Raw genomic sequence first — 20,196 nt, forward strand, 5'->3', positions numbered from 1 at the left:
TTCTCCGCGAAAGGTGCAAGTTTTTTAATGCAAAAGTAATGATTTCCTTGCATCTATTATCTCACGGAGTGCCCACAAAGTCAGTAAATATCAGTGGTTATTAATTGTTGAGCACGCACTAGTTAAGACTTGGTATCTCAAAGGGCATTGAGATAACGACTTCCTGCTTGGATACCATCTTCTGTGAATCAAGATCAACTACAATTACATAGTGACGGCCTTCAAAATCAGTCAACATTTGTAAAGAATTATCCTTTACTTCCATTTCATGGATAGTACTAAAGTTGTATCCTCTGCTGCGCCAGTCAATCAACTCCTCTGAAGTCTTATCATCCTTTGTCACTTTAAGAGATTTTGCATCAGAAAAATACCATCCATCATGAGCCTGCATTGCACCTTCAACTGAAGAACGCTCTTCCTCATTTTTACAGGCAACTGCATTATCCATGTTTTCTGCCTCGCCGCCACAGAAGAAATCTTCTTTGTTACCATACCATATAGCTTTGCCCTCCTTTGAAATCCTTATTCTTTCAATTGATGCAGGATAGCTATCCTTATGCATATACCCGGAACTAATCTTATAGGAAATCACATCATTTCCCGAAGGGTTTGTCTGATATGAATAAACAGTATCTATTCCGTCAAAGAAAATATCATTACAAAATGTATCATATTCAGGATCTTCCTGAATTATGGGATAACCTGCGGTAAGAGAAAAAGTTCCTGAAGAATCCATTTTCCCTAATGCATAGCAGATCTTCTCATTCTTCTGAAGCCCTGCCGCAGCAAAATAAACAGTATCATCATAAATGCCTGTTATCTTACAGGGATGATAGCCGTGGCGTGTATCAGTAGCTTCATATTCACCGTCAAGATTCAAAAATGATGCCTCATAGCTTTTCCATTCAGTGAAAGGATATTCGGAAACCTGGATGAAATACCCAAGATCAAGCTCAACGTTGTACTCAGGATCCTGCCCCCAAAGCTGTGCAAGACGATAGACCTTGTCTCCCGCCATCTTTATATCAAGTTCTCGAACCCAGTAGTCACTTTCCGTAATAAGATTTGTATTTGCATCCGGAAGTGCATGCTCTTCTATTGAATACTCCGAGACCTCGCCTCCATTTTTTGTCATTGAACCATTTGACGTTGCCTTTGAACCACAAGCAACACAACCCATAGTTAAAAATGCGATAAATATCAACAAAATAAAATTATTCTTAATGTGTTTCATATTTCCCCAATTCAGTTTTTTAGCTTATCAAGCATATTTTTTTTCATATTAATCAAAACAAAACTACCCTCTACATTTCATAGCCAGCATTTTATATCACCGCCCAGGTATATCTTAACAGTGGATTCACCTTAACAAATCTTATTAATTCTTAAATTTGCTTAAGATACTCCCATGGTGATAATTGCTATCCTCAACTATTATCAAATCTGATCTTATTGGATTTTCACTAACACTATTACATATTAATAACGCATCAGCATTTGGTTTTGGGACAAATATTACCGTCCTTTTTTATTTTCTTATCTCCAACATGTTATATGGCTCCACCTTTAATTCTTTTTTAGGTATATGTTGTTCAAAAAGCTCGCCATCAACATACAAGTCATATCCGTCCGGCGTAAGCTGTAAATATGCGTTATCTTTCGTTATTATTATTTCTCCTTCTATATATCCAGGATCCCCAGAAGGTTGAGCTTGAACCGTAAATGATACAAGAAAAATAGCAATTGCAAGGGGACATATAAGCAAAGTAGACCATCTACGCTTTTTATTCTGGTTAAACAAAACTCTTTTTGCTCTTGAAACTAATGTAGATTTCTCAGACGCAATAGCAAAGCCAACAGCATTGCATTCGCATGGGTAGTTGAACTTATAAGCGGCCATCTTTTTTATAGTTTCCACGTAACTGATCTTTTCAATGTCAGAATATTCTCTAACCGCATTGTCATCACATCGATATTCTATGAGTAAAGAAAAGTCCTTTTCCAAAAGCAAGAGGAATGGATTCCACCATAATAAGCAGCATGCGATATGTATCAGCATTTTTATAAATATGTCTCCATGATGTATATGATCAGCCTCATGGCGAAGAATATTTCTCATATCCGAGTCTGTATAGTTCATATCTGGAATGATTACATAGTAATCAAAAGCTCCAACTGTAACTGCCATATCGATGTACTTTGAAAGCATGATTCTTTCAGGAACAAGTCCGATGTTTTGGGCTAGATCTCTATACTCTTCCGGAAGAACTCTTGATGATTGCTTTATACATGAAATTGTGTTTTTTACCCTGCGAAGATTGTTAACCCATCTGACCACGGCTATAGCTGAGCCTATTATCCATGTTAGTGCAATTATATTTATTAAGTTAAAACCTCCAATAATCGGACTTTGTAAAAAAACATCAAGCTCATATAATACAATTTTCGAAGGTATAATGAATCTATACGCAAAATCTAATGGCAATATACTCCTTAGAACTATCAGAAGAAGTACTATCAGATAAGGAGTTATCCCTTCTTCATATGATATTTTTTGTTTCGATAAAGCCAAGCGAAAAATTAGTCCCCAAAAAGTTCCGACTATTGCTGCATTCAAGATTGACCACAAGTTTATAATACTCATTTTTTCTTAAGCTCCCTCTTTTTCATACTGATGAGCTTATCAAGTTCATCGATATCATTCGGATCAATATCTTTGTCTCCGAGCAGGCCTGTAAGTAGCTGCGTATAATCAATTTTGTCACTGTATTCACCAAACTGGCTGATCATGTATTCTGTGCAGCTTATTATAGGTGCAAACGTCCTTGCTATTGTCTTACCGCTATGAACAAAACTATCTTCCTTTAAAAATCCTTTTTTAATCAGATTGTTTATCATTGAAAAAACGGATCGATCCTTCCAGGTCCTGTTTGGGCTCACTTCTTTAAGTTCACTAAGCGACATTGATCTGTCACATTTCCAAAATGCCTGCATGATTTCCATTTCACTCTGAGTTAAATACATTTTATGTCTCCCTATATTGATGTCATTTATTAGTTCCAAAGGCGCAAAAATAGCCTTAAAGTTTCTTATCAGCAAATTATTTACTAAACAGTTGGATAGTTCATCGCAGAATGCGATTTATATGATGATATAAGAATTCAAATTCCTGTCTGACCCAATTAACAAACTTGATCATCAAGAGTTTTTTTCCTATGTTTTCCCTATGTTTCCCCTAATATTCCCTTCCCCAACTATAATTATAAAATATCATTTTTATGTTATAGTGTCAATTTGAATTGACTGAATGGAATCATACTTACTTTTTGATCAAATATAATATCTTACGAATTTTGTTATTCTATCTATTAAAAATTAAAATAAGGAATTCCCCAATATTCATCCGGAAGTTCTTCACCAAGATCAGTCCACCCAAGATTCTTTACTAATTCAGATTTTTCTGTCGGAAAAATATATTGATTCAGATAATCAATAAAATCTGCCACAGCTCTTTTTGCTGCCAGTACTGCCTGCCCGGCACTGTTTGATGTCTTGGCACTCTGTATTTTGGATGCAACCTCTTTATAATTATAGGTCGGCCTAGGCGCTGTCTCTTCCTCCGCTGCATCCGGGGAACCGGATGATGTCAGAAAATCATTTATTTTTTTATTATTCTGATCTTGCTGAGGATCCTGCTTCAGTGAGCGTATCATCTGCCGCATCTGCTGTGATAATCCTTTTCGATCATTAACCTCATTGTCTGTTCTTCTGTCAAAGCTTGATACAAAAGGATTTACCGGCATCTTTCCCATAATTGTATTCTTCATGGCACCGTCAGTCTTCTGAGCATAAAGATTCCCATGGGCATTCTTCATGTACTGTGAACTATATAGATTATTCGCAATAAATGATATATTCATGCCGTCCCCCGCTCTTTTCCATCAGCCTCTGAAATCTATCTTTGTTCCTACCATCTGCTCGGCCTGAGTCATAACTTTTCCGGATGCATTATTGTATGAGTATGTCTGCACCTTAGAGAGAAGTTCATCCATGGAATCTGCTTCAAATGTTACATATTCCTCGTCATCTTTAATCCTGGAATCATCTTTATCAGTATCTTCCTTTTCAGCTTTTTTATCCCTGGCTTTTTGGATACGTTCCTCCTGCGCCTTCTTTTCCGCTTTCTTCTTCTCCTGAAGTTTCTGAGCCTTCTTCTCTGCTGCTTTCTTTTCTGTACGCTTTTTCTGAAGATCTGAAGATTTATTTACAGTGGCAAAGAAACTCTCCTTACCATTAGAATCAACACTCATCCCAAAATTCTTAACACTTGCGCCGCTGCTGGCAAGTCCCATCTTAGCCTCTGACATCTTTGTCTGTGCCATGGCAATCATTCCCTCATATTTTTTGCGATATGATTCATCCGTCGCCATCCGCTCAAGCTTCTCTTCATCTATAAGGACTACCATTTTGTTGGCATTGCCATAGGAGGCAGCATTCTGCTGGACCTGAGCCTTCATATCCTTACTGACAGCAATGAACTCCATATTATGATATTTTGATTTCAGCGAATTATAGTAGTCCTTTGCCTTATCGGAAAGCTGCACATCTCCAATAGTCATCCCATATTCAGTTTTTCTGGGCACAAGTGAACTCGTGGTATCTATCGGACTCCACGCTTTTGTTTCTACTTTAGCCTGCTGAGATTTTTTTGCTGAACCAGCCTGATCTGCCCTACCTGTATCAGGATTCTTAGACACTCCCGATTTCTCGTTATAGACACTCTGATTTATCTGCTGATATGCAGAAATGCCATTAATTCCTGTCATACTGATCTACCTCCTTGTAAAAAAGCCGACATCCTTTTCATTCATTTATATCTAAAAGCGCATAGTAAGACACTTATCCATTTCTTATATATCTTTTATCGTCTTAACTTCTGCAGGAATACACCCTGAAATTGTTAAAAAAGTATAAAGTTCTTTGTACCCTTATTGTTGTACGAAAAAAGGCCTTCAGAAAACAATTCCTGAAGGTCTTCCATATTACTGTAATACCAGCCCATAAATCACAGATCATCTGTCTTTCCACCTGGCATCCAATCCATAGAACATAAGTATTCATAAAAAGTCATGTATTCCGGAACAGGCCATTTTCCCTCAACATACTCAATCAGATCGGAATCAGCGCTATACTCATCATCGATGCATTTCCCGTATACAGTTAATTCATCGCTACTATTCCCAGTCCAGTAATCTCCTGTTTCCACATCAAAAACCAGTGTCTGATACTCCTTTCCGCTGTTAGGCAGCAAATCGTCACCCGCAAGATCAAGTACAATGAAGTGATAGTGTTCTAATGTGGCAGCTTGCTCCTTAAGCCCATCCAGGCCCTGGTTTACACTACTGGTTGAATAATTCGAACTGTTTCCTTTGACATTCTTATATGTTCGATATATTGCTTCATAGTTGTCATTATGGCGATAAAAATCATTTAAATCATATTTCATGGTATGCCTGAATGTATTGGAATCTAAATACCACTCTTGCTCTTCCTCATCATAATCTTCTGTCAATGATACAAATGAACATTTATGCACTTCCGGAAACTGGATCTGCTCATCCTCAGAAGTATTCGCTGATAGCGAGAGATTCTTTCCGCAACCAAGTAATCCTATACTAAGACTCAATATAGTTATTGCAGACAATACCTTTTTCATTAAATAATTCCCCATCTTTATTCTTTGTGACTTTTGTCTTTTAAAGTCTCCCAATAAATATTACCACTCATATATCCAAAAGTCTTTTCGTCGCAGAATCTTTTAATCAGTTCAGCCTGTAACTCCGCATAAAAATCCTTACCCAACTGCTTAAATGTAAGGTGTGAAAACAGATTTGACTTGGTAAAGTCTGATATAGACGCGCAGTTGTCAATCAGAGCCTCCATAATCCTGGCTGTTTCATCGACATTTTTCTCATATGCAGCAAGTTCTAACTGTACTGATTTTTCCTGATAAACACCCATGTCAAAACATTTTGCTACATTTTCATTGGCATCAGCTACTCTATGAGCCTGTTCCAAATTGCCGTCTTCCTCACACAGAACCTGCAACGCATTCATTATAATGCGAAGCCGATTAACTTCTGCAAGCATCAGCTCTTCATATGCTACATAAGCTTCGCTAATCCGTCCTGTTTTCGCAAATATATTTGCCTGGAGCACTTTGCGTTCCGGATTGTCCTCTGAATAGTATTGGAGATACTTTTCTGCAGTTTGATAATCCTCTTTTCTGCAATAATAATGAAAAAGCGATTCCGCTGCCGATTTCCGGATTGATAAATCCTCTGATCCCAACAACCCAGAAAACCATGAACGGATTGCCTCATCATATTGGTCGCTATTGTCTACTTCATTAAGAAGTCTCGCCGCATTGAGTACAACAGCTACTTGCCACTTCAGCTTCTCGTTGCAGGGATATTCTTCAATTTTCTTTTTAGCATCAGCAAAGACATCCTCAAATGGCTCCTGCTTCAATCTCCTATCCAATTCCTTGATGAAGATATCAATCTCTTTATCAGTGATATCATCTTTAAATGACAGTAGTTCATCAGTAGAAATGCCAAATAATCTCGCAATAGGCACTAATAGCGAGATATCCGGAAGGGTATTGTCCTTCTCCCATTTATTTACCGCAGGAGTACTCACTCCAAGCCTGATAGCCATTTCCTCTTGTGTCAGTCCTTTTTCTTTGCGGTACTTTCTTATTACTTTTCCAATAGACATCTGCAATTCCTCCAAACAGTATTGGAACCGGTTCAATAATAATGATACCTAAGAGGATCTGATTTTGCTATTGAATTCAGGTTAATCATTTGGAAATATTTTTAACCAACATGAAATTTTCGATTCTTCATATATAAAAAGGCATGTGCCTGTTATTTAAGGCACACACCCTTTAACTGCCAATAATATGCTTGGATTATTTGAAAAGCATATTTTCAAATCTGTTTTCAGACAATGATGTCGATTATGTATAGGAGCTGCTTTTAAATTACAGCTCCACGATAAAACTATTTTTTGTGATATCTCTCATCGTTCATTTTCTTCATGCGCTCACTTGCAGCCCTTCTTGCACTTTCAGAATTCTGAGCAGGTGAATAGAACTTCACGTACTCTTTTGGCATTCTGTAATACTTGTCTCTCCCGGTCTGCTTCATAAGTGCATAGCGGTCCGGATACTTCTTACATAAGGCATCCAGTTTATCCATTACATCCTTATCTCTTGTATAGACAATCGCAAATGGATCCGCTCTGTTAAAGTTCACGATGGTCTCACACTCGACCTTTAATAATCTCCCCATGGCACCTCCGAATACTGTTTTTTGCTTCAAAAGCCTCATCTGCGGACGAGAATTTTGCATCTGAAAATAGCGAGACGTATAAATATTCCTTCACATACTCCAACAATCAAAAGCCTCATCTGCAGAAGAGATTTTTAGACAGTAACTTCAGCTTATCCCTCTTATGCTTAACAGTGTCATCGGCATGATCTTTTGAAATCTGTTCTTTTGCTGGTTTCTCGGAATGCTTCTCCATAAGGCCATGCTTTTCCACAAAGTTGTGCTTCTCCTTACCGATCTCCTCAATGCCAAGTTCGGCATTGATCTCCTTTATCAGTTTTGAAGAAGTCGTTCGTATCTCTTCCATGGATGCCTTCAGTTCCTTGGTGTCCTTACCCTCACTCCAGGAAGCGATATATCCGAATGAATAGTCGGAAGTATCAATTCCAAAGTGCTGGCAGACCGTAAACGCCACAGATTCTGCTATACATTCAGAGTCATTACGTGATTTCTGCTCTATACCCTTTGCAGCATTGATATCCCTGTCGTCCAAAAGGCTGTGAGTAATCTCATGGATCAGAGTTTTGATTGTCTGTACTTCGGACATATTTTTATTCACAGCAATCTTCTTCTCCGCCATGTTGTAATGACCCTTGACTTCACCCGGTATATCATGGAATTCTACAGGAACCTTTGAAACAGCCTTCAGCGCATTTATCATCTTCTCATAGTCCTGAACATTTCCGGACAGTTCTTTCACACCTAAGGTGGGAAGCTCTTTACCGTCAGTATCAGAAACATCAAACACACTGGTCACTTTAAAGCCGGCATTGACATACTCAGGCTTCTTTTCCGCCTGAGCCTTCCTGTAATCCTCCATGGTCTGTCCCGGAGCAAGAATAGGAATCATGTCATCTCTCTGTGGTTCTTCCTTCTTTTTCACAACAGGCTGGATGATCCTGATACCCTTTGAACCCTTTTTCACGTAACGTCCAAAGTTCCGGTTCCATGCCTGATAGCCTGCAACCAGTGTTGCATCCGGTCTCTGCATCGCAATGAGCAGAGTGTTATTGAAGCTGTAGGTATGAAACTTTGCCATGGTACTGAGATAGATTTTGTAATTCTCAGAATTGAAAAGATTCTTAACACCCTCTTCCAGTTTGTTCATTACCTGGTCCATTTTGGCTTTTTCATATTCTTCGTTCATGGCAGTGCCTCCTTTCTGTCAGAAATCAGTCTGCTGATCACACCTCAAAAGTCACATCCTCACCACTCTCATAGCTCTTAAGGATGTTCTCCTGAAGCATCTCCCTGAACTCCTTGTTTACGGGATACGCTATATCCTTGTACTGAGGCTTTCCATTTTCGTCAGTTGTCTTCATCTTGTAGCTGGGCATGGACATGAAGAGGTTACCTGTCTTGCTCTCCACAATGGAGATGTTTCTGACAGCAAAGTTGCTGCCAAAGGTTACTGTTGCAACTCCCTTTACTCCGTTTGATGCGTTCTCAAGTGCCTTTGTTCTAATGTCTACTCTCATAGTTGTTTTCTCCCCTCAAATTGAAAAATTGTTTTTTGCTATATTGATCTGTTTTCTGTAGCTCTTTTTCTTCGGGTCATAATCCCGGGTCGACCCTTGCCCACGGCAAGGTCGCATGCAAGCAGTGCATTTGTCAGACAAATGCGATTTCCGCTTTTACAACGAGGCCTCCGACCTCGAGCTACGGTTCGGCTTTGCCTTCACCTTTTCTCTCTCTTCCGCTTCCTTCTCAGTAAGCAGAAGTTCGAGGTTCTTCCTTGCAACAAGATAGTCCTTTTTCTCTTTTCTAAGCTGCACATACTGCTGAAAATCAGGTCTGTTGGCAGCGATAAGTTCGCCGTATTCTGCACGGAGTTCCTTTAGCTTTGGTATCTTTCCACCGGATACTCTGTTAAATATCTTCTTGGCATCCTGATGGTCCCTGATCTCTGTCTCATGCTCTGCAAGATATCTTTTGCTGTAACCACTCTTTCTGTAGGCAGTGTAAACCTCGGCAGTCCTGGAGTAGGTTATGATGGCATTCTGAAGTTCCTTGTTCTTGGCCATACGCTCATTCCTGGCTTTTATCTTTTCATTCAGGGCATCTATCTCCGCCTCCATTGCATCTGTCTTTTTAACAAGTTCTTCATAGGAAGCTATACCATGTTCTTCCAAAAACAGTAGCACCTTTGCACGCTGTTTTAAGTTAAACTTCCTAGCCCAGTTCTCATAACCCTTGCCTTTTCCCTCCTGCATCTTCTTCTCGATATCCACAAGGAAAGATAAGCTGCTGTCAGAAATATGATGTCTGCTCCGTTTCTCGTTTTTGGTGTTCATCCGCTCCTCATAGCGTGATCGGATCACGGAAAGATCATTCTCCAGGCAGAGCATATCTGAGAGCCTGCCAAGGGCCAGTCCTGAGAAATAGAAATTTCTGAACCGGCTCTTTCCATCGATTGATACTGAATTGAATATCACATGATTATGAATATGATGCTTGTCCGTATGAGTCGTAACTATAAAAGCATGCTTCCCCTTGGTGAATCGCATTGCCAGTTCATATCCGATCTCATTTGCCTGTTCTGGTGTGATCTCCCCAGGCTTGAATGCCTGCCTTATCTGATAAGCGATAACATCATTTTTGTGAGGCTTTCTTACATTGTCCTCATAGGTTCTGCGCGAAAGAAGGAATTCCCCAAGGATGGTATTGGGATCACAGCCATAGGTGCTAACATACTTTTCATCTTCTGTTTTTCGCGAATCCCTGACATAATCGATGCATCGCTTAAGGCACTCAGCTACAGATTTTGTCTTGATATGATGAAGCGCTATGAGTTTTGTTGCTGCCATCCATTTCCCCTTTCCTTTCTTTGCACAAATAAAGCAGCCCATATTTATGAAAATACAGACTGCTCATTTGCGTATTTCAATATTTCAGTTTCCTTACTCGGAAGCCATTTCAAATACTTTTCTTATCAGAAATCCTGGTAAAGTTCCACCGCCATATCAAGCAGATGCTCACCAAATCCTATTGCAAGCATCACTGCAGATAACATGATTCCGCCGATAAACGTTATCACAACTCCCCATATGCAGTGAGTTGCAAAGCAGAAGATAATGAGGACTGTTCCTATAAGAAACATGAGTCCAGCAATCATTCCGGACAGATTTACAAACATCTTCACGAACATATTTGCCGTGAACACCATAAGGAATAGTGGAAAAAGCATAACCTTCACAACAAACTTTGCAATACTCATCTCGCCACCTCCGGTCTAAAAAACAAGTCAACTGTGACTATTTGAATCTCAGAAACCATATCCTGTTACAGTTATGATATGACTGCAAAAATCATCTGCCAAGTTTGCCGATTACCTTATCTGAGAAAAAGCTATCATCATATTTTTTGTATGCTCCCAGATTTCATCAAGACGTTTTTTCAGATCTTCCATGTCCTCAGCATACACATCTCCGAAAGCATTTGCCTTCTTTGCATACTGGTTGAGATTGTTGGAACACATGCGGAGAAGATACACTATCTCACCAAAGTCATCCGTCTTTAATCTCACGCAGTAACCATCCAGCATCATCTTTCGTATATACATGCTCATGCTGCTGACACCCACCTCATCCATCTTGGCGATGAGCCTGGCATATTCCTTATCTGTCAATCGGACCGTAACTTTGTGCGTGCGCTCTTGCATGTTTTCTCTCCTTTAAAAGCTTCTCTTCTTCGATAGCCTTTTTCCTGGCTTCCTCATACTCCCTGGCTTTCCTTCCTGAGACTTCTGTCTCATCGGCCTGATTAAGGACTTTATAAAGATCCTCAAGGAACTCATGTGCCCACTTGGGAACTTCTTTACTCTCCTCCTCTGCCTCTTTCGGAACGGAATTGATTATGCCATCGAAGTTATTGTCATTGCCCTCAACTGCATCCTCCACAGATTTGAGATAATTCTTTTTTGAATGGATCGTGTGCTGCTCAAGAATGGACTCCTCCTTTTCTGTGAGCTCCTCTTCCTTGTTCAGTCTGTCGTTTGCAAGATCAAGTCCGCTCATGCCAGTACTCCTTTCGCCTTTTTGTAGTTTTCCAGTTTCTGAAGAACTGATTCCCTGCCATCCTTTTTCCCATGCTTTATCTGCTGTTTCTTTTTCCTGGCTTCCTGCTTTTTCGCATCCACCACCTGCCCCATCCTGAAGCTGTAACTGGAAAGACGGTTTGTGATTATCTCAACCTTCTCCTCAGCAGTCATTGGTGTGCTTAAGTCTGCTTCTACCATGATGAGCTCCCCCTTTCGTAAAGATCTGTTTTCATAAAGCAAGGCCACGGATATTCATTTCCGCAGCCTGCACCACAAATATTCCGCTATTAAATTTCCGGATCTCTCAAATCTCAGTCCTCGGATTTATCGTTCTCCGTATCCATCTTCTCAAGAACGTTTGTCTCCTCATCCTCCTGAAAGTCCTTATCGGGATCTTCTTTTTCCCTCTTTATAAAGTCTTCCCTGTTGGAATAAATATAAAATCCACCGGCACCTGCAAGAATCAGAAGTATAACTATCATGGCAACCTTTGAACCACCCTTCTTCGGAGGTTCGGGTTCAGGCTCAGGTTCTTCCTTAGGTTCCTCAACTACGGGAGCTGGTGTCTCTTCTTCCTCAGTCTCACCCTTAAGCTCTTTTATTTCATCTTCATCAAGTAGTGAAAGGATGTCCCTCTCATCAACGAGATTCAGGAAGTGTACTGTGTTCTCCCCCTGGTCATCGCGGTCGATGATGATATAAAAGATATTTCCGTTTTTGGTTGTAACAGTGATGAACTGCTTTCCTGTTTTCTCAGGACTTCCATAGTCATCAACTATTGTAAGGTTCCCTTCAGGTGTAAGAGGTCCCATCTCCTCCACTTCTTCCTCCTCAGCAGGCGGATCAGGTACTACTTCCTCCTCTGCTGTTTCAGCTTCAGGATCAACATAAGCATATGCTGTCATGGGACTTACAAGAAAACACATGGCTGTTGTCACTGCCAGTACCGTCCTGAGCAGTCTGTCCTTAATCTTCGTTTTCATCAGTGATCTCCTCCTCATCTTTTTTATTAACGATCTCCCCAACGCTCTTTCCTCCGGGCATGTTGCCCTTTGTGTAAGCGATGAGTTTCTGCAATTCCGCAGGAGTGATATCCGCAGCCTTCATCATTTCATGGACAGCGGTCTTCTCTTCCTCCTGGCATTTCTTCTCAAGTGCCCTTACCCTTGCATCAATCTCAGCCTTTTTCTCCCTGGTTTTTGCAAGCTCAGCCTTGTATCTGTCTAATCTCTCAAACATGTCTCCCCCTCTTAGGCGTCACCTCAGTGCGTAGCCGGAAGGCGGCCATAGCACAAAAAGTGTTCGCGCCAGTACTTAGTATTAACTGAAGCATATCCGATGGGATTTCCGCAGTGGATCATCATACCGTCCCCGACATAGATACCCACGTGACTCGCGCCGGAGGTATTGTATGTTCTTTCGAAAAAAATAAGATCCCCCGGCTTTGCTTCTCCCGGTGAGATCTCCGTACAATACTTCCTTAGTCCCTGTGCAGTTGTCCTTCCCACATGCCATCCGCAGTGATTTATCACCCAGCATACAAATCCCGAACAGTCAAAACCTGTAGTGGGATTGCTTCCTCCCCACACATAAGCCCTGCCAAGATATTTCTCAGCCTCAGCTATCATGGCTGCAAACTGCTGGTCGGTGAGTGCTTCACCCGGTACATGATATTCTTCCTCATCACCATCGCCGTAAACATCATCAAAAAGGTAATCCTTGTTTCCATAGGTGTACTTTAAAAGTTCATAATGCTTTCTCTGCTTTTCAGTCATTGGCAGATGCTTTATTACTTCATTAAGTCCCTTATTCTCAAGTTTTACCTTAAGGATCTTTACCGTGTAATCATACCGCCCCGGTGTTCCGTCAGGATTTGTCCAGGTCAGTGTCCTGTTCTCCTGTCTCGCTGTATAGGTGAGCTTGTACTGCTTCTTGAAAAGCTCCTTGATGATGGCCTTCATGTTCTTTCGCTTGTAATCATCATACTTTGCTGTAAGATATGCCGCCAGCTCATAAGGATCATGTCCTATCTCATCAAGTTCGTACTCATACTCATCATACCCGGGATAAAGCTCAGGCGTTTTGGTTATGGTATCATCCAGGTCCTCTTCCAGTTTCCGGTAATCTTTTTCAACACCTGTGATGTCCTCATCATAGGCACTGAAGGAAGATGTTGCACCGCCATCATTCATGGCAGGCATTATCATCATGCAGCTTGAAAGAAGCGTACAGAGCATTATTATGAGCAGTGCTATCACTATGATAAGGATAAGGATCTTGGGATTCTCTTCCACAAAACTGATAATTGCGGTAAATATGTCGCTTATCTTTTCAGACAGCTTATTGGCAATATCCTCAAGTCTTGTGAGTCCACCCTTTGCTGCCTCGCACTCCTTTTCCCTCTCATAATAGGACTTCCTTGTCCTCTTTTTCTGCCATTCCCTTGACCTGGCATTTGACCCGTCCATGGGATTCTGCTCATTAGAATGCTTCTTTTCTTTTTTGTACTCTTCCTTTCTGTCTTTGTTATAGGAATCCTTGAACCATCTGTCTGCTTCATATGCAGCCCAGCCTGCGGTACCTATTGCATCATCAGCAGGATTGTTATCCTCGCCGCCATCAGAATAGGAACTGCCAACAACTTCTGTCACAGCTCCGGACACAGTACCTACGGATTTACCCAAAGTATCTGTAGCTCTGCCCATGGCACTTGCACGTTCCTTTGGATTACTGATACGGAACTTATCGGCAATTGAAGCTTTTTCAGCCGCATCACGGTTAACAAAGCGAACCTTATCATATGCTTCCTGTCCGACATGCGCGGTCTCTTCTGCCATATGTCGGGCATCATCCTGCTGATGGATAAACTTCTCCTGCTGTGCCATCTGTGCCTTTATGCCAAGAAGCTCTTCGGACTCTCTTCTGCCCTGAAGAACCTGATTCGCTGTGGCACTATCATAGTCTGTGGAGCGGGTATAATCTGAACCACTGGTATAAGCTGTGATATAGGAATAATCTGAAGTTCTGTCATAATCCGTAGTAAGAGTAGTATCTGTGGAACTGGAAGAATCTATAGTTCTTCCACCATACACTATTCTTCCAGCCCTAGCATCCCTACTATTTCTGCCCCTTACAGAAACACCATTCCTTCTGTTATACACACCGTTCTTATACTGAATCCTGTTTAAACCTTCACCATAATTATCCCCTGCAACAGATGTTTCTTTTTTTGCCTGCACACGCCTTCTTGCATCTTTGCTATCCGGAACACCACTGCCTCGTCCCTGCTTCAGCTTTTTTCCATAATCTGCTTCCATGGAGGACTTCGTCCTGAACTTACTCTGGTAACGCTTTTTAACATCCAATGTCTTATGCTCCCTTCTCTTCCTTGTACTTTGCTATCTCACCGGGTTTTGTGGTGAGCAGCTTATAGAGTTCAAGATTTTTCGGGAAATGATCTGCAAAAGGCAGTATCAGATTTCCAAAGAAAAGCAGCCCTTCACCTTCTCCGGACTGCGTTACAAATTTAAGCTGATATTCACTTATTCCAATCTTTCTCGCCAAGATATCCCTGTCTCCCCTCGCCTGATTGAGCATATATATGAAATCAGAGTTCTCCAGTATATTCTCGATTTCCGGAGACGAAAGGAGATCCTTTACGTTTTGTGTGATGGCTGTCGGAATGCCGCCCCATTTACGGAATCTCTTGTAGATTTCCACACTGTAACTCGCAGTCTGGGGATCCCTCAAAAGAAGATGAAACTCGTCCATATAGTAACGGGTGCTCTTTCCGGTCTGTCTGTTTGCAGTAACCCTGCCCCATACAGCATCCTGAACTATGAGCATTCCTACTTTCTTAAGCTGTTTACCAAGCTCCTTGATGTCATAGCAGACAAATCTGTTATTAATATCAACGTTTGTCCTGTGATTGAAAACATTGAGCGAACCCTTTACATATATCTCCAATGCTGTAGCAACGGTCTTTGCCTCAGGCTCGCTCTGCTTAAGAAGCTCGTTGTAAAGGTCCTCAAGGACAGGCATCTTTTCAGGATCAGGATTCTCGAAGTATCTGTTATATATCTTGTGGACGCATCTATCTATTACAGTTACCTCTACCGGAAGAAGTCCTCCCCTGCCTCCCATTACCAGCTCGCATAAAGCCAGGATGAACTCTGCTTTCAGTGCTATGGGATTGTCGTCTTCGGAATAGTTCTGGTTGATATCCATGGGATTGATATAGTGCGGAGAATTTGCACTTATCTTAATGACCTGACCATTAAAACTCTCTACAAGCGGCGCGTACTCTCCCTCAGGATCACAAACGATTATGTCATCGTCTGTAGCGAGCATGACATTTGCCATCTCACGCTTAGCTGCAAAAGATTTACCTGCACCGGGTGTTCCCAAAATAAGGCCATTTGGATTAAGGAGCTTTTTTCTGTCAGCCATGATGATATTGCTGGTGAGCTTGTTTAATCCATAGTAGAGAGAATCCGTTCCTTCCTGGAACAGCTCCTGCGTTGTGAACGGGATCATGATCGCAGAGCTTGATGTGGTCATGCCGCGCTGTATCTTGATATGGTTCCTTGCAAGAGGAAGGCTGCTCATAAGTCCCATCTCCTGCTGATAATCAAGTCTTACAAGAGAGCAGTTATGCTTCTGTGCGATACTCTTTGCCTGGAACACGTTCGTCTCAAGCTCACGCTCAGTCTTTCCGGTATTCATGATAAGGAAGGTTATCATGAACATTCTCTCGTTCTGCGTCTGAAGCTCCCTTAAGAGTTCCTTGGCATCCCTGCCATAGGTTGCAAGATCCGAGGGAATGATGTCCATATCATATCCGGAACGGACTGCCTTTTTCTGCTCCTCTATCTTGTTTCTGTCTAGCTCTGTGATCTTATGCTTTACATCCTTTATTGCAGTATTCTGATCAATGGACTGCATGTGGATGCTGAGTACCTGAGATGAATCCATTGAAAGGAAATCAGCCAGCATCTCATCATTTATCTCTGATGCTGTTATCTGCAAAAAACTCATGGCACAGAACATGTCTCCCATCTCAAAGGATTTCTTTTTCGGAAATGCAAGTGAACTTGGAACGATGAAGTCTTTCGGTCCAAGTCCTCTGTCAGTACACCACTTCCAGTCGAACATGAACTTTTCCTCATCTCCCATATGGAAGATGTCATGCATTACCTTTAGTCGCTCCCATCCGTTAAGGCTGACTGCCGCAACTCCTATGTGTTTGAAGTTGTTCAGCACATCTGTCTCGATATGATTAAGTCTCGGTTTTGCCTCTCTTATTGAAGCAGCATGGATTCCGAAAGTAAGGTACTTGGTCTTTGTAAGGCCGTTGTTACCTTTTTCAAACTGTGTCTTTAAGAATCCCGAATACTGGTCTCTCGTTCCATTGAAAAGATCCTGCCTGAGCGGTATCCTTATCCTCTTTTCAAAGCAGGTCGAATCGGTGCTGACTTCTATGAATGTCAGCGAAAACTCCACCGTGCTGTCAAAGAAGTTAAGGAAGCTGCACCACTGCTCGAACATGATCTTCTTGTCCTCATCCTCCGCGAGCTTGTAATTGATGTCCTGGAACTGGATCGTCTTAGAATAGAAGTCTCCTTCCTCCCTGCATATCCCGCTCGGGAACATCCTCTCAAAGGTCACTGATTCCTGCACCGAATGCGGTACCTTGTCGGATTTCTTTGCCGCATCTATGACCTTCTTTATCTTTTTCTTCTCGTCGGATGAGAGGCGTGCCGGAACTTTAAGGTTTCTTTTCTTTTTCTTTCTGAACATGGGAAATAACAATGTCCTCTACCTCCTCCTCAAGTTTTTTCTGCCTCATGTAGGCATCGTAGTAATTCTCTGTCATATATGGCCTGGTCCTTGGTCTCTTGAACCTCCACTGGATCATGTGATGGAGAATTGTCTCACAGTTCATGCCATCCTTTTCATAAAGGGCTATGAAAAAGAAAGGCATCATGATCGCCATCATCACAAGAGTCGCTGCGCTGACGTTTTCCGTTATCTTCTTTGTAACAAAAAAGAGCGGTACCCCAACGAGCGCCGCCAGCAGAAAACATATGACCTGTCTTTTTGTGAGACCGAATATTATCTTATCCCTGACACGGGAAAGGTCTCTTGGTACTGATACGAAATTTGCCATTTTCTGTAACCCCCTTAGTCTATCTCGCACAGAAGATACTCTTTGCCAGTGAACCGGTCTTTAATAGTGAATAGCAGAGGAGCACTGTGTATCCGAGTATTCCCCACATCGAGCCCACGATGTCAGAAGAAAATGCCACTGACTGGATAAGCGCTGCATATACTCCCACGCACACCATGATAAGGAATCCCTGAAAGCCAAGTGCCAAAAGTCCTTTTAAGTAGTTCTGTCCCACCTGGCTCTGTTCCCTGTTACCGAATGTTGCAAACGGTATGGGTGCAAGACTTATGGTCAGATATATCTCCAGCATTCTTCCATACACAACCACAAATATGAATGCGGAAAGTATCTCCGTTGCCAGGTTCACGAAAAGAACCTGGAAGAACAGCCCAAATATCGCAGCCAGATCCATGGCTTCTATCGTTGCACGCATCCCTGCGAGTGCCGAATCATCTATGGCAGTCGAAGACTGTATCAGACCTCCGGCATTGTTCACTACATGCTGGGCAACATCAAATACTGCCATCGTAATATCAAAGCAGTTCGTGATAAGTACCACTGCTACAAATGTCTTAAAGATCCATTTAAAGAATATCCACGTTTCAAAGTTTGCCAGGTTATTGTGCGCTATGATGAGCTGTATCAGTTCATAGCAGGCAATGAATGTAAGGATCATTCCTGCTATCGGCATTATCACCGACTCTGACAGCTCACGTATCATGTTAAAAACGTTCGGCTGGAATGCTGCAGGTGTTGTTGCCACCTGATTCGCCACATCCCCGACCTGGTTATTAACACACTGGAACATGCCCTGCATGACACTCATAACCCCGTCAACAAGTAAAGACTTAAGCCAGGAGGTTAATTCTTCTATAACTCTGTCCATAGATTGTTTACCTCTTTGCTTTTATTTATGGGGCCGGTCACATTGCCAGCCCCCTGTACGATATGAAGTTTTCCGTCCTGCCATTTGCTATAGCGCGGCAGGTCACGCTCCAAACCTTTATCAGAAAAGGTTTGCAAGAAGGGGAATGAGGTTGGTTCCGATAAGGCAGACACCACCTCCGGCCATCAGCTGCTTGATTCCCTGGCTCTTTGCGCCAGGGTTGTCATTTCCATAACCTTCAAGAAGGTTGATAACTCCCCATGCGCCAAGGCCGGCTCCAAGTGCTACAACGAGTGTCTGTAAGCTAGTAATTGCGCTCTGAAAAAATTCCATTGATCTCACCGGGATACCCGCTTTGTAGATTACGACTATTGTAAGCTCCGCTAAATACCATCCCATGGTATATAAAACAAGCGATTCGCTATAGTCCTTTGTAGTAAGATCTACCGAGCATCCCACGCCCGAAACCTGCACCTCATACTCTACCTTCATACTCTATACTTCATCCATGTCATACCCTTCATATACCTACCTTCATCCAAAAACTGCGCAAGTTTTCGGACTACTCTCCTTTCTCAAAAAAAAATCTGGTTGATAGTTTCGTTATGCCCGTATCCATGTGCACCTGATTTTGGACATAAAAATAGACCAGTAAGTTATCGGACGTCTCCGACCTTTGCTGGTCTATGTAATAATCCTATAAACAACAAAAGGACATCCCATATCTGGAATGCCTTTCTAACAAAAACGCTGGACCGGACAGCTTACATCTGCCTTACATCCTCATGCGGTTTACAACGATTTACTTTGCTAACTACATATTAGCACTTATGTGCTAATTAGTCAAAAATCATTTTATGTTCAATTTTATGTCATGAGCTTCTGAAAAATCGAAAACATCATCTCCACAAAGAGAATTGATCCACATTTTTACCGATTCCGCGCTATCTCGATCATTTTTCTCTATATTTCTGTAAAAAGAATTAGCAACAAAATCTGCAAGTTGAACAAGTTTTTCATTTTTTGAATCCGTATATCCTGCAGAAAATCTATCGCATATAGGATTTTTTATTGTAAGTTGTTGGTTTAGATACTCTTCCAAATCATATTTGGCTCCTGTAGCAACATTCTGTTCATCAAGTAAAATTTCTATATTGCCTTTACCTGTCATAAATCTACTGTGATTTCTATAGCAACTGTCAAAGAATACCTGAACCATATAATTGAATGTTCTTGCATGATTTTCTATGAATTTATCATTTGTGTAGTTATTGTCTAAAACAATTAACCCTAGCTCAATATTATCGCTCCCATGTGACAGAATGTGATGATATATCTTAATTTTTTCTGCTTCAGAAAGATCAGATCCTTTGATTTCCTTGTTTAGTATAATCTCATCTCTTCTCTTACTATTCTTCTTTATCATTTGGGAAATCTTCTTTTTAAACAGACGCCTTATTGCTATAGGATTATCTGTAAACACCATGGCTATTACAAAATACCTATTATTGCTTACGTTTGTCTTTGTAATGCTTCCTGACTCATCAACATATACATATATAGTGCTATTTTTTTCTACTTCTCCCATTAAAACCTTCCAAATTCATACCAAATATCTCATGACTCAAGTCATGCACATGTAATTATATATCATTTTATGCCGCTCTAATATTCTTTTTTTATCGTTTATTATTATGCTATAAGT

23 protein-coding genes are annotated in these 20,196 nt (G+C 41.3%); all 23 read right to left on the reverse strand.

Annotated features, from left to right (window positions below; genetic code table 11):
• Window positions 1–118: 118 nt before the first annotated feature.
• The 23 genes from BMW61_RS07130 to BMW61_RS07240 all read right to left on the reverse strand — a co-directional run bounded on the left by BMW61_RS07130 (window position 119) and on the right by BMW61_RS07240 (window position 20,079).
• Complete coding sequence (locus BMW61_RS07130) at window positions 119–1,234, reverse strand: hypothetical protein (protein WP_091820609.1); 1,116 nt, start codon at window positions 1,232–1,234, stop codon at window positions 119–121.
• A 294-nt stretch (window positions 1,235–1,528) separates the two neighbouring features.
• A complete protein-coding gene (locus tag BMW61_RS07135; RefSeq protein ID WP_091820611.1) occupies window positions 1,529–2,644 on the reverse strand; it encodes a M56 family metallopeptidase in 1,116 nt (371 codons plus the stop codon).
• On the reverse strand, window positions 2,641–3,024 hold the full coding sequence (locus tag BMW61_RS07140) for a BlaI/MecI/CopY family transcriptional regulator (protein ID WP_091820612.1): 384 nt from the start codon (window positions 3,022–3,024) through the stop codon (window positions 2,641–2,643). The genes BMW61_RS07135 and BMW61_RS07140 overlap by 4 nt, the downstream gene beginning before the upstream one ends.
• A gap of 344 nt (window positions 3,025–3,368) precedes the next feature.
• Window positions 3,369–3,920 (reverse strand): hypothetical protein, encoded by a 552-nt coding sequence (locus BMW61_RS07145; RefSeq protein ID WP_091820614.1) that lies wholly within the window; start codon window positions 3,918–3,920, stop codon window positions 3,369–3,371.
• 21 nt (window positions 3,921–3,941) lie between these two features.
• Window positions 3,942–4,826, reverse strand: coding sequence for a DUF6033 family protein (locus BMW61_RS07150; RefSeq protein WP_091820615.1), 885 nt, complete (start codon window positions 4,824–4,826; stop codon window positions 3,942–3,944).
• 239 nt (window positions 4,827–5,065) lie between these two features.
• Complete coding sequence (locus BMW61_RS07155; protein WP_091820617.1) at window positions 5,066–5,716, reverse strand: hypothetical protein; 651 nt, start codon at window positions 5,714–5,716, stop codon at window positions 5,066–5,068.
• A gap of 17 nt (window positions 5,717–5,733) precedes the next feature.
• Window positions 5,734–6,780 carry a helix-turn-helix domain-containing protein gene (locus BMW61_RS07160; protein WP_091820618.1) on the reverse strand — a complete coding sequence of 349 codons (1,047 nt, stop codon included), beginning with the start codon at window positions 6,778–6,780 and terminating at the stop codon, window positions 5,734–5,736.
• A 287-nt stretch (window positions 6,781–7,067) separates the two neighbouring features.
• Entirely contained in the window at window positions 7,068–7,358 is a 291-nt protein-coding gene (locus BMW61_RS07165; RefSeq protein ID WP_091820621.1) for a hypothetical protein, read from the reverse strand.
• A gap of 115 nt (window positions 7,359–7,473) precedes the next feature.
• Window positions 7,474–8,544, reverse strand: a complete 1,071-nt coding sequence (locus tag BMW61_RS07170; protein WP_091820624.1) for an ArdC family protein — start codon at window positions 8,542–8,544, stop codon at window positions 7,474–7,476.
• Window positions 8,545–8,581: 37 nt separating this feature from the next.
• On the reverse strand, window positions 8,582–8,875 hold the full coding sequence (locus BMW61_RS07175) for a SpoVG family protein (protein ID WP_035765096.1): 294 nt from the start codon (window positions 8,873–8,875) through the stop codon (window positions 8,582–8,584).
• A gap of 156 nt (window positions 8,876–9,031) precedes the next feature.
• Window positions 9,032–10,204, reverse strand: coding sequence for a relaxase/mobilization nuclease domain-containing protein (locus tag BMW61_RS07180; RefSeq protein WP_091820626.1), 1,173 nt, complete (start codon window positions 10,202–10,204; stop codon window positions 9,032–9,034).
• Window positions 10,205–10,329: 125 nt separating this feature from the next.
• Window positions 10,330–10,614, reverse strand: a complete 285-nt coding sequence (locus tag BMW61_RS07185; RefSeq protein WP_091820628.1) for a hypothetical protein — start codon at window positions 10,612–10,614, stop codon at window positions 10,330–10,332.
• Between the two features lie 111 nt (window positions 10,615–10,725).
• Window positions 10,726–11,058, reverse strand: a complete 333-nt coding sequence (locus BMW61_RS07190) for a plasmid mobilization protein (protein ID WP_091820630.1) — start codon at window positions 11,056–11,058, stop codon at window positions 10,726–10,728.
• A complete protein-coding gene (locus BMW61_RS07195) occupies window positions 11,015–11,413 on the reverse strand; it encodes a DUF4316 domain-containing protein (protein WP_091820631.1) in 399 nt (132 codons plus the stop codon). The genes BMW61_RS07190 and BMW61_RS07195 overlap by 44 nt, the downstream gene beginning before the upstream one ends.
• Window positions 11,410–11,634 (reverse strand): hypothetical protein, encoded by a 225-nt coding sequence (locus BMW61_RS07200; RefSeq protein WP_091820632.1) that lies wholly within the window; start codon window positions 11,632–11,634, stop codon window positions 11,410–11,412. Before BMW61_RS07200 ends, BMW61_RS07195 begins: the two co-directional genes overlap by 4 nt.
• 113 nt (window positions 11,635–11,747) lie before the next feature.
• Window positions 11,748–12,419 (reverse strand): DUF4366 domain-containing protein, encoded by a 672-nt coding sequence (locus tag BMW61_RS07205; protein ID WP_091820633.1) that lies wholly within the window; start codon window positions 12,417–12,419, stop codon window positions 11,748–11,750.
• The gene (locus BMW61_RS07210; protein ID WP_091820635.1) at window positions 12,403–12,675 is read right to left on the reverse strand and encodes a DUF4315 family protein; all 273 of its coding nucleotides are present in this window, start codon (window positions 12,673–12,675) and stop codon (window positions 12,403–12,405) included. The genes BMW61_RS07205 and BMW61_RS07210 overlap by 17 nt, the downstream gene beginning before the upstream one ends.
• A 23-nt stretch (window positions 12,676–12,698) precedes the next feature.
• Window positions 12,699–14,801 carry a C40 family peptidase gene (locus tag BMW61_RS07215; RefSeq protein ID WP_091820636.1) on the reverse strand — a complete coding sequence of 701 codons (2,103 nt, stop codon included), beginning with the start codon at window positions 14,799–14,801 and terminating at the stop codon, window positions 12,699–12,701.
• A gap of 4 nt (window positions 14,802–14,805) precedes the next feature.
• Entirely contained in the window at window positions 14,806–17,235 is a 2,430-nt protein-coding gene (locus tag BMW61_RS07220) for a VirB4-like conjugal transfer ATPase, CD1110 family (protein ID WP_091820637.1), read from the reverse strand.
• Window positions 17,204–17,605 (reverse strand): PrgI family protein, encoded by a 402-nt coding sequence (locus BMW61_RS07225; protein ID WP_091820639.1) that lies wholly within the window; start codon window positions 17,603–17,605, stop codon window positions 17,204–17,206. The genes BMW61_RS07220 and BMW61_RS07225 overlap by 32 nt, the downstream gene beginning before the upstream one ends.
• A gap of 19 nt (window positions 17,606–17,624) precedes the next feature.
• Window positions 17,625–18,491: a VirB6/TrbL-like conjugal transfer protein, CD1112 family gene (locus BMW61_RS07230; protein WP_091820640.1), complete on the reverse strand. Its 867-nt coding sequence runs from the start codon at window positions 18,489–18,491 to the stop codon at window positions 17,625–17,627.
• A 120-nt stretch (window positions 18,492–18,611) separates the two neighbouring features.
• On the reverse strand, window positions 18,612–18,824 hold the full coding sequence (locus BMW61_RS07235; protein ID WP_091820670.1) for a Maff2 family mobile element protein: 213 nt from the start codon (window positions 18,822–18,824) through the stop codon (window positions 18,612–18,614).
• A gap of 517 nt (window positions 18,825–19,341) precedes the next feature.
• Window positions 19,342–20,079, reverse strand: a complete 738-nt coding sequence (locus BMW61_RS07240) for a DUF3800 domain-containing protein (protein ID WP_091820642.1) — start codon at window positions 20,077–20,079, stop codon at window positions 19,342–19,344.
• Between the last annotated feature and the right edge of the window lie 117 nt (window positions 20,080–20,196).

The organism is Butyrivibrio sp. ob235, from assembly GCF_900109475.1.
Lineage (GTDB): Bacteria > Bacillota > Clostridia > Lachnospirales > Lachnospiraceae > Butyrivibrio.

What these genes read in the sequence shown, in the direction of transcription:
- BMW61_RS07130 (WP_091820609.1), bottom strand. Translation starts at nt 1,234, where the DNA reads ATGAAACACATTAAGAATAATTTTATTTTGTTGATATTTATCGCATTT.
- BMW61_RS07135 (WP_091820611.1), bottom strand. Translation starts at nt 2,644, where the DNA reads ATGAGTATTATAAACTTGTGGTCAATCTTGAATGCAGCAATAGTCGGA.
- BMW61_RS07140 (WP_091820612.1), bottom strand. Translation starts at nt 3,024, where the DNA reads ATGTATTTAACTCAGAGTGAAATGGAAATCATGCAGGCATTTTGGAAA.
- BMW61_RS07145 (WP_091820614.1), bottom strand. Translation starts at nt 3,920, where the DNA reads ATGAATATATCATTTATTGCGAATAATCTATATAGTTCACAGTACATG.
- BMW61_RS07150 (WP_091820615.1), bottom strand. Translation starts at nt 4,826, where the DNA reads ATGACAGGAATTAATGGCATTTCTGCATATCAGCAGATAAATCAGAGT.
- BMW61_RS07155 (WP_091820617.1), bottom strand. Translation starts at nt 5,716, where the DNA reads ATGAAAAAGGTATTGTCTGCAATAACTATATTGAGTCTTAGTATAGGA.
- BMW61_RS07160 (WP_091820618.1), bottom strand. Translation starts at nt 6,780, where the DNA reads ATGTCTATTGGAAAAGTAATAAGAAAGTACCGCAAAGAAAAAGGACTG.
- BMW61_RS07165 (WP_091820621.1), bottom strand. Translation starts at nt 7,358, where the DNA reads ATGGGGAGATTATTAAAGGTCGAGTGTGAGACCATCGTGAACTTTAAC.
- BMW61_RS07170 (WP_091820624.1), bottom strand. Translation starts at nt 8,544, where the DNA reads ATGAACGAAGAATATGAAAAAGCCAAAATGGACCAGGTAATGAACAAA.
- BMW61_RS07175 (WP_035765096.1), bottom strand. Translation starts at nt 8,875, where the DNA reads ATGAGAGTAGACATTAGAACAAAGGCACTTGAGAACGCATCAAACGGA.
- BMW61_RS07180 (WP_091820626.1), bottom strand. Translation starts at nt 10,204, where the DNA reads ATGGCAGCAACAAAACTCATAGCGCTTCATCATATCAAGACAAAATCT.
- BMW61_RS07185 (WP_091820628.1), bottom strand. Translation starts at nt 10,614, where the DNA reads ATGAGTATTGCAAAGTTTGTTGTGAAGGTTATGCTTTTTCCACTATTC.
- BMW61_RS07190 (WP_091820630.1), bottom strand. Translation starts at nt 11,058, where the DNA reads ATGCAAGAGCGCACGCACAAAGTTACGGTCCGATTGACAGATAAGGAA.
- BMW61_RS07195 (WP_091820631.1), bottom strand. Translation starts at nt 11,413, where the DNA reads ATGAGCGGACTTGATCTTGCAAACGACAGACTGAACAAGGAAGAGGAG.
- BMW61_RS07200 (WP_091820632.1), bottom strand. Translation starts at nt 11,634, where the DNA reads ATGGTAGAAGCAGACTTAAGCACACCAATGACTGCTGAGGAGAAGGTT.
- BMW61_RS07205 (WP_091820633.1), bottom strand. Translation starts at nt 12,419, where the DNA reads ATGAAAACGAAGATTAAGGACAGACTGCTCAGGACGGTACTGGCAGTG.
- BMW61_RS07210 (WP_091820635.1), bottom strand. Translation starts at nt 12,675, where the DNA reads ATGTTTGAGAGATTAGACAGATACAAGGCTGAGCTTGCAAAAACCAGG.
- BMW61_RS07220 (WP_091820637.1), bottom strand. Translation starts at nt 17,235, where the DNA reads ATGTTCAGAAAGAAAAAGAAAAGAAACCTTAAAGTTCCGGCACGCCTC.
- BMW61_RS07225 (WP_091820639.1), bottom strand. Translation starts at nt 17,605, where the DNA reads ATGGCAAATTTCGTATCAGTACCAAGAGACCTTTCCCGTGTCAGGGAT.
- BMW61_RS07230 (WP_091820640.1), bottom strand. Translation starts at nt 18,491, where the DNA reads ATGGACAGAGTTATAGAAGAATTAACCTCCTGGCTTAAGTCTTTACTT.
- BMW61_RS07235 (WP_091820670.1), bottom strand. Translation starts at nt 18,824, where the DNA reads ATGGAATTTTTTCAGAGCGCAATTACTAGCTTACAGACACTCGTTGTA.
- BMW61_RS07240 (WP_091820642.1), bottom strand. Translation starts at nt 20,079, where the DNA reads ATGGGAGAAGTAGAAAAAAATAGCACTATATATGTATATGTTGATGAG.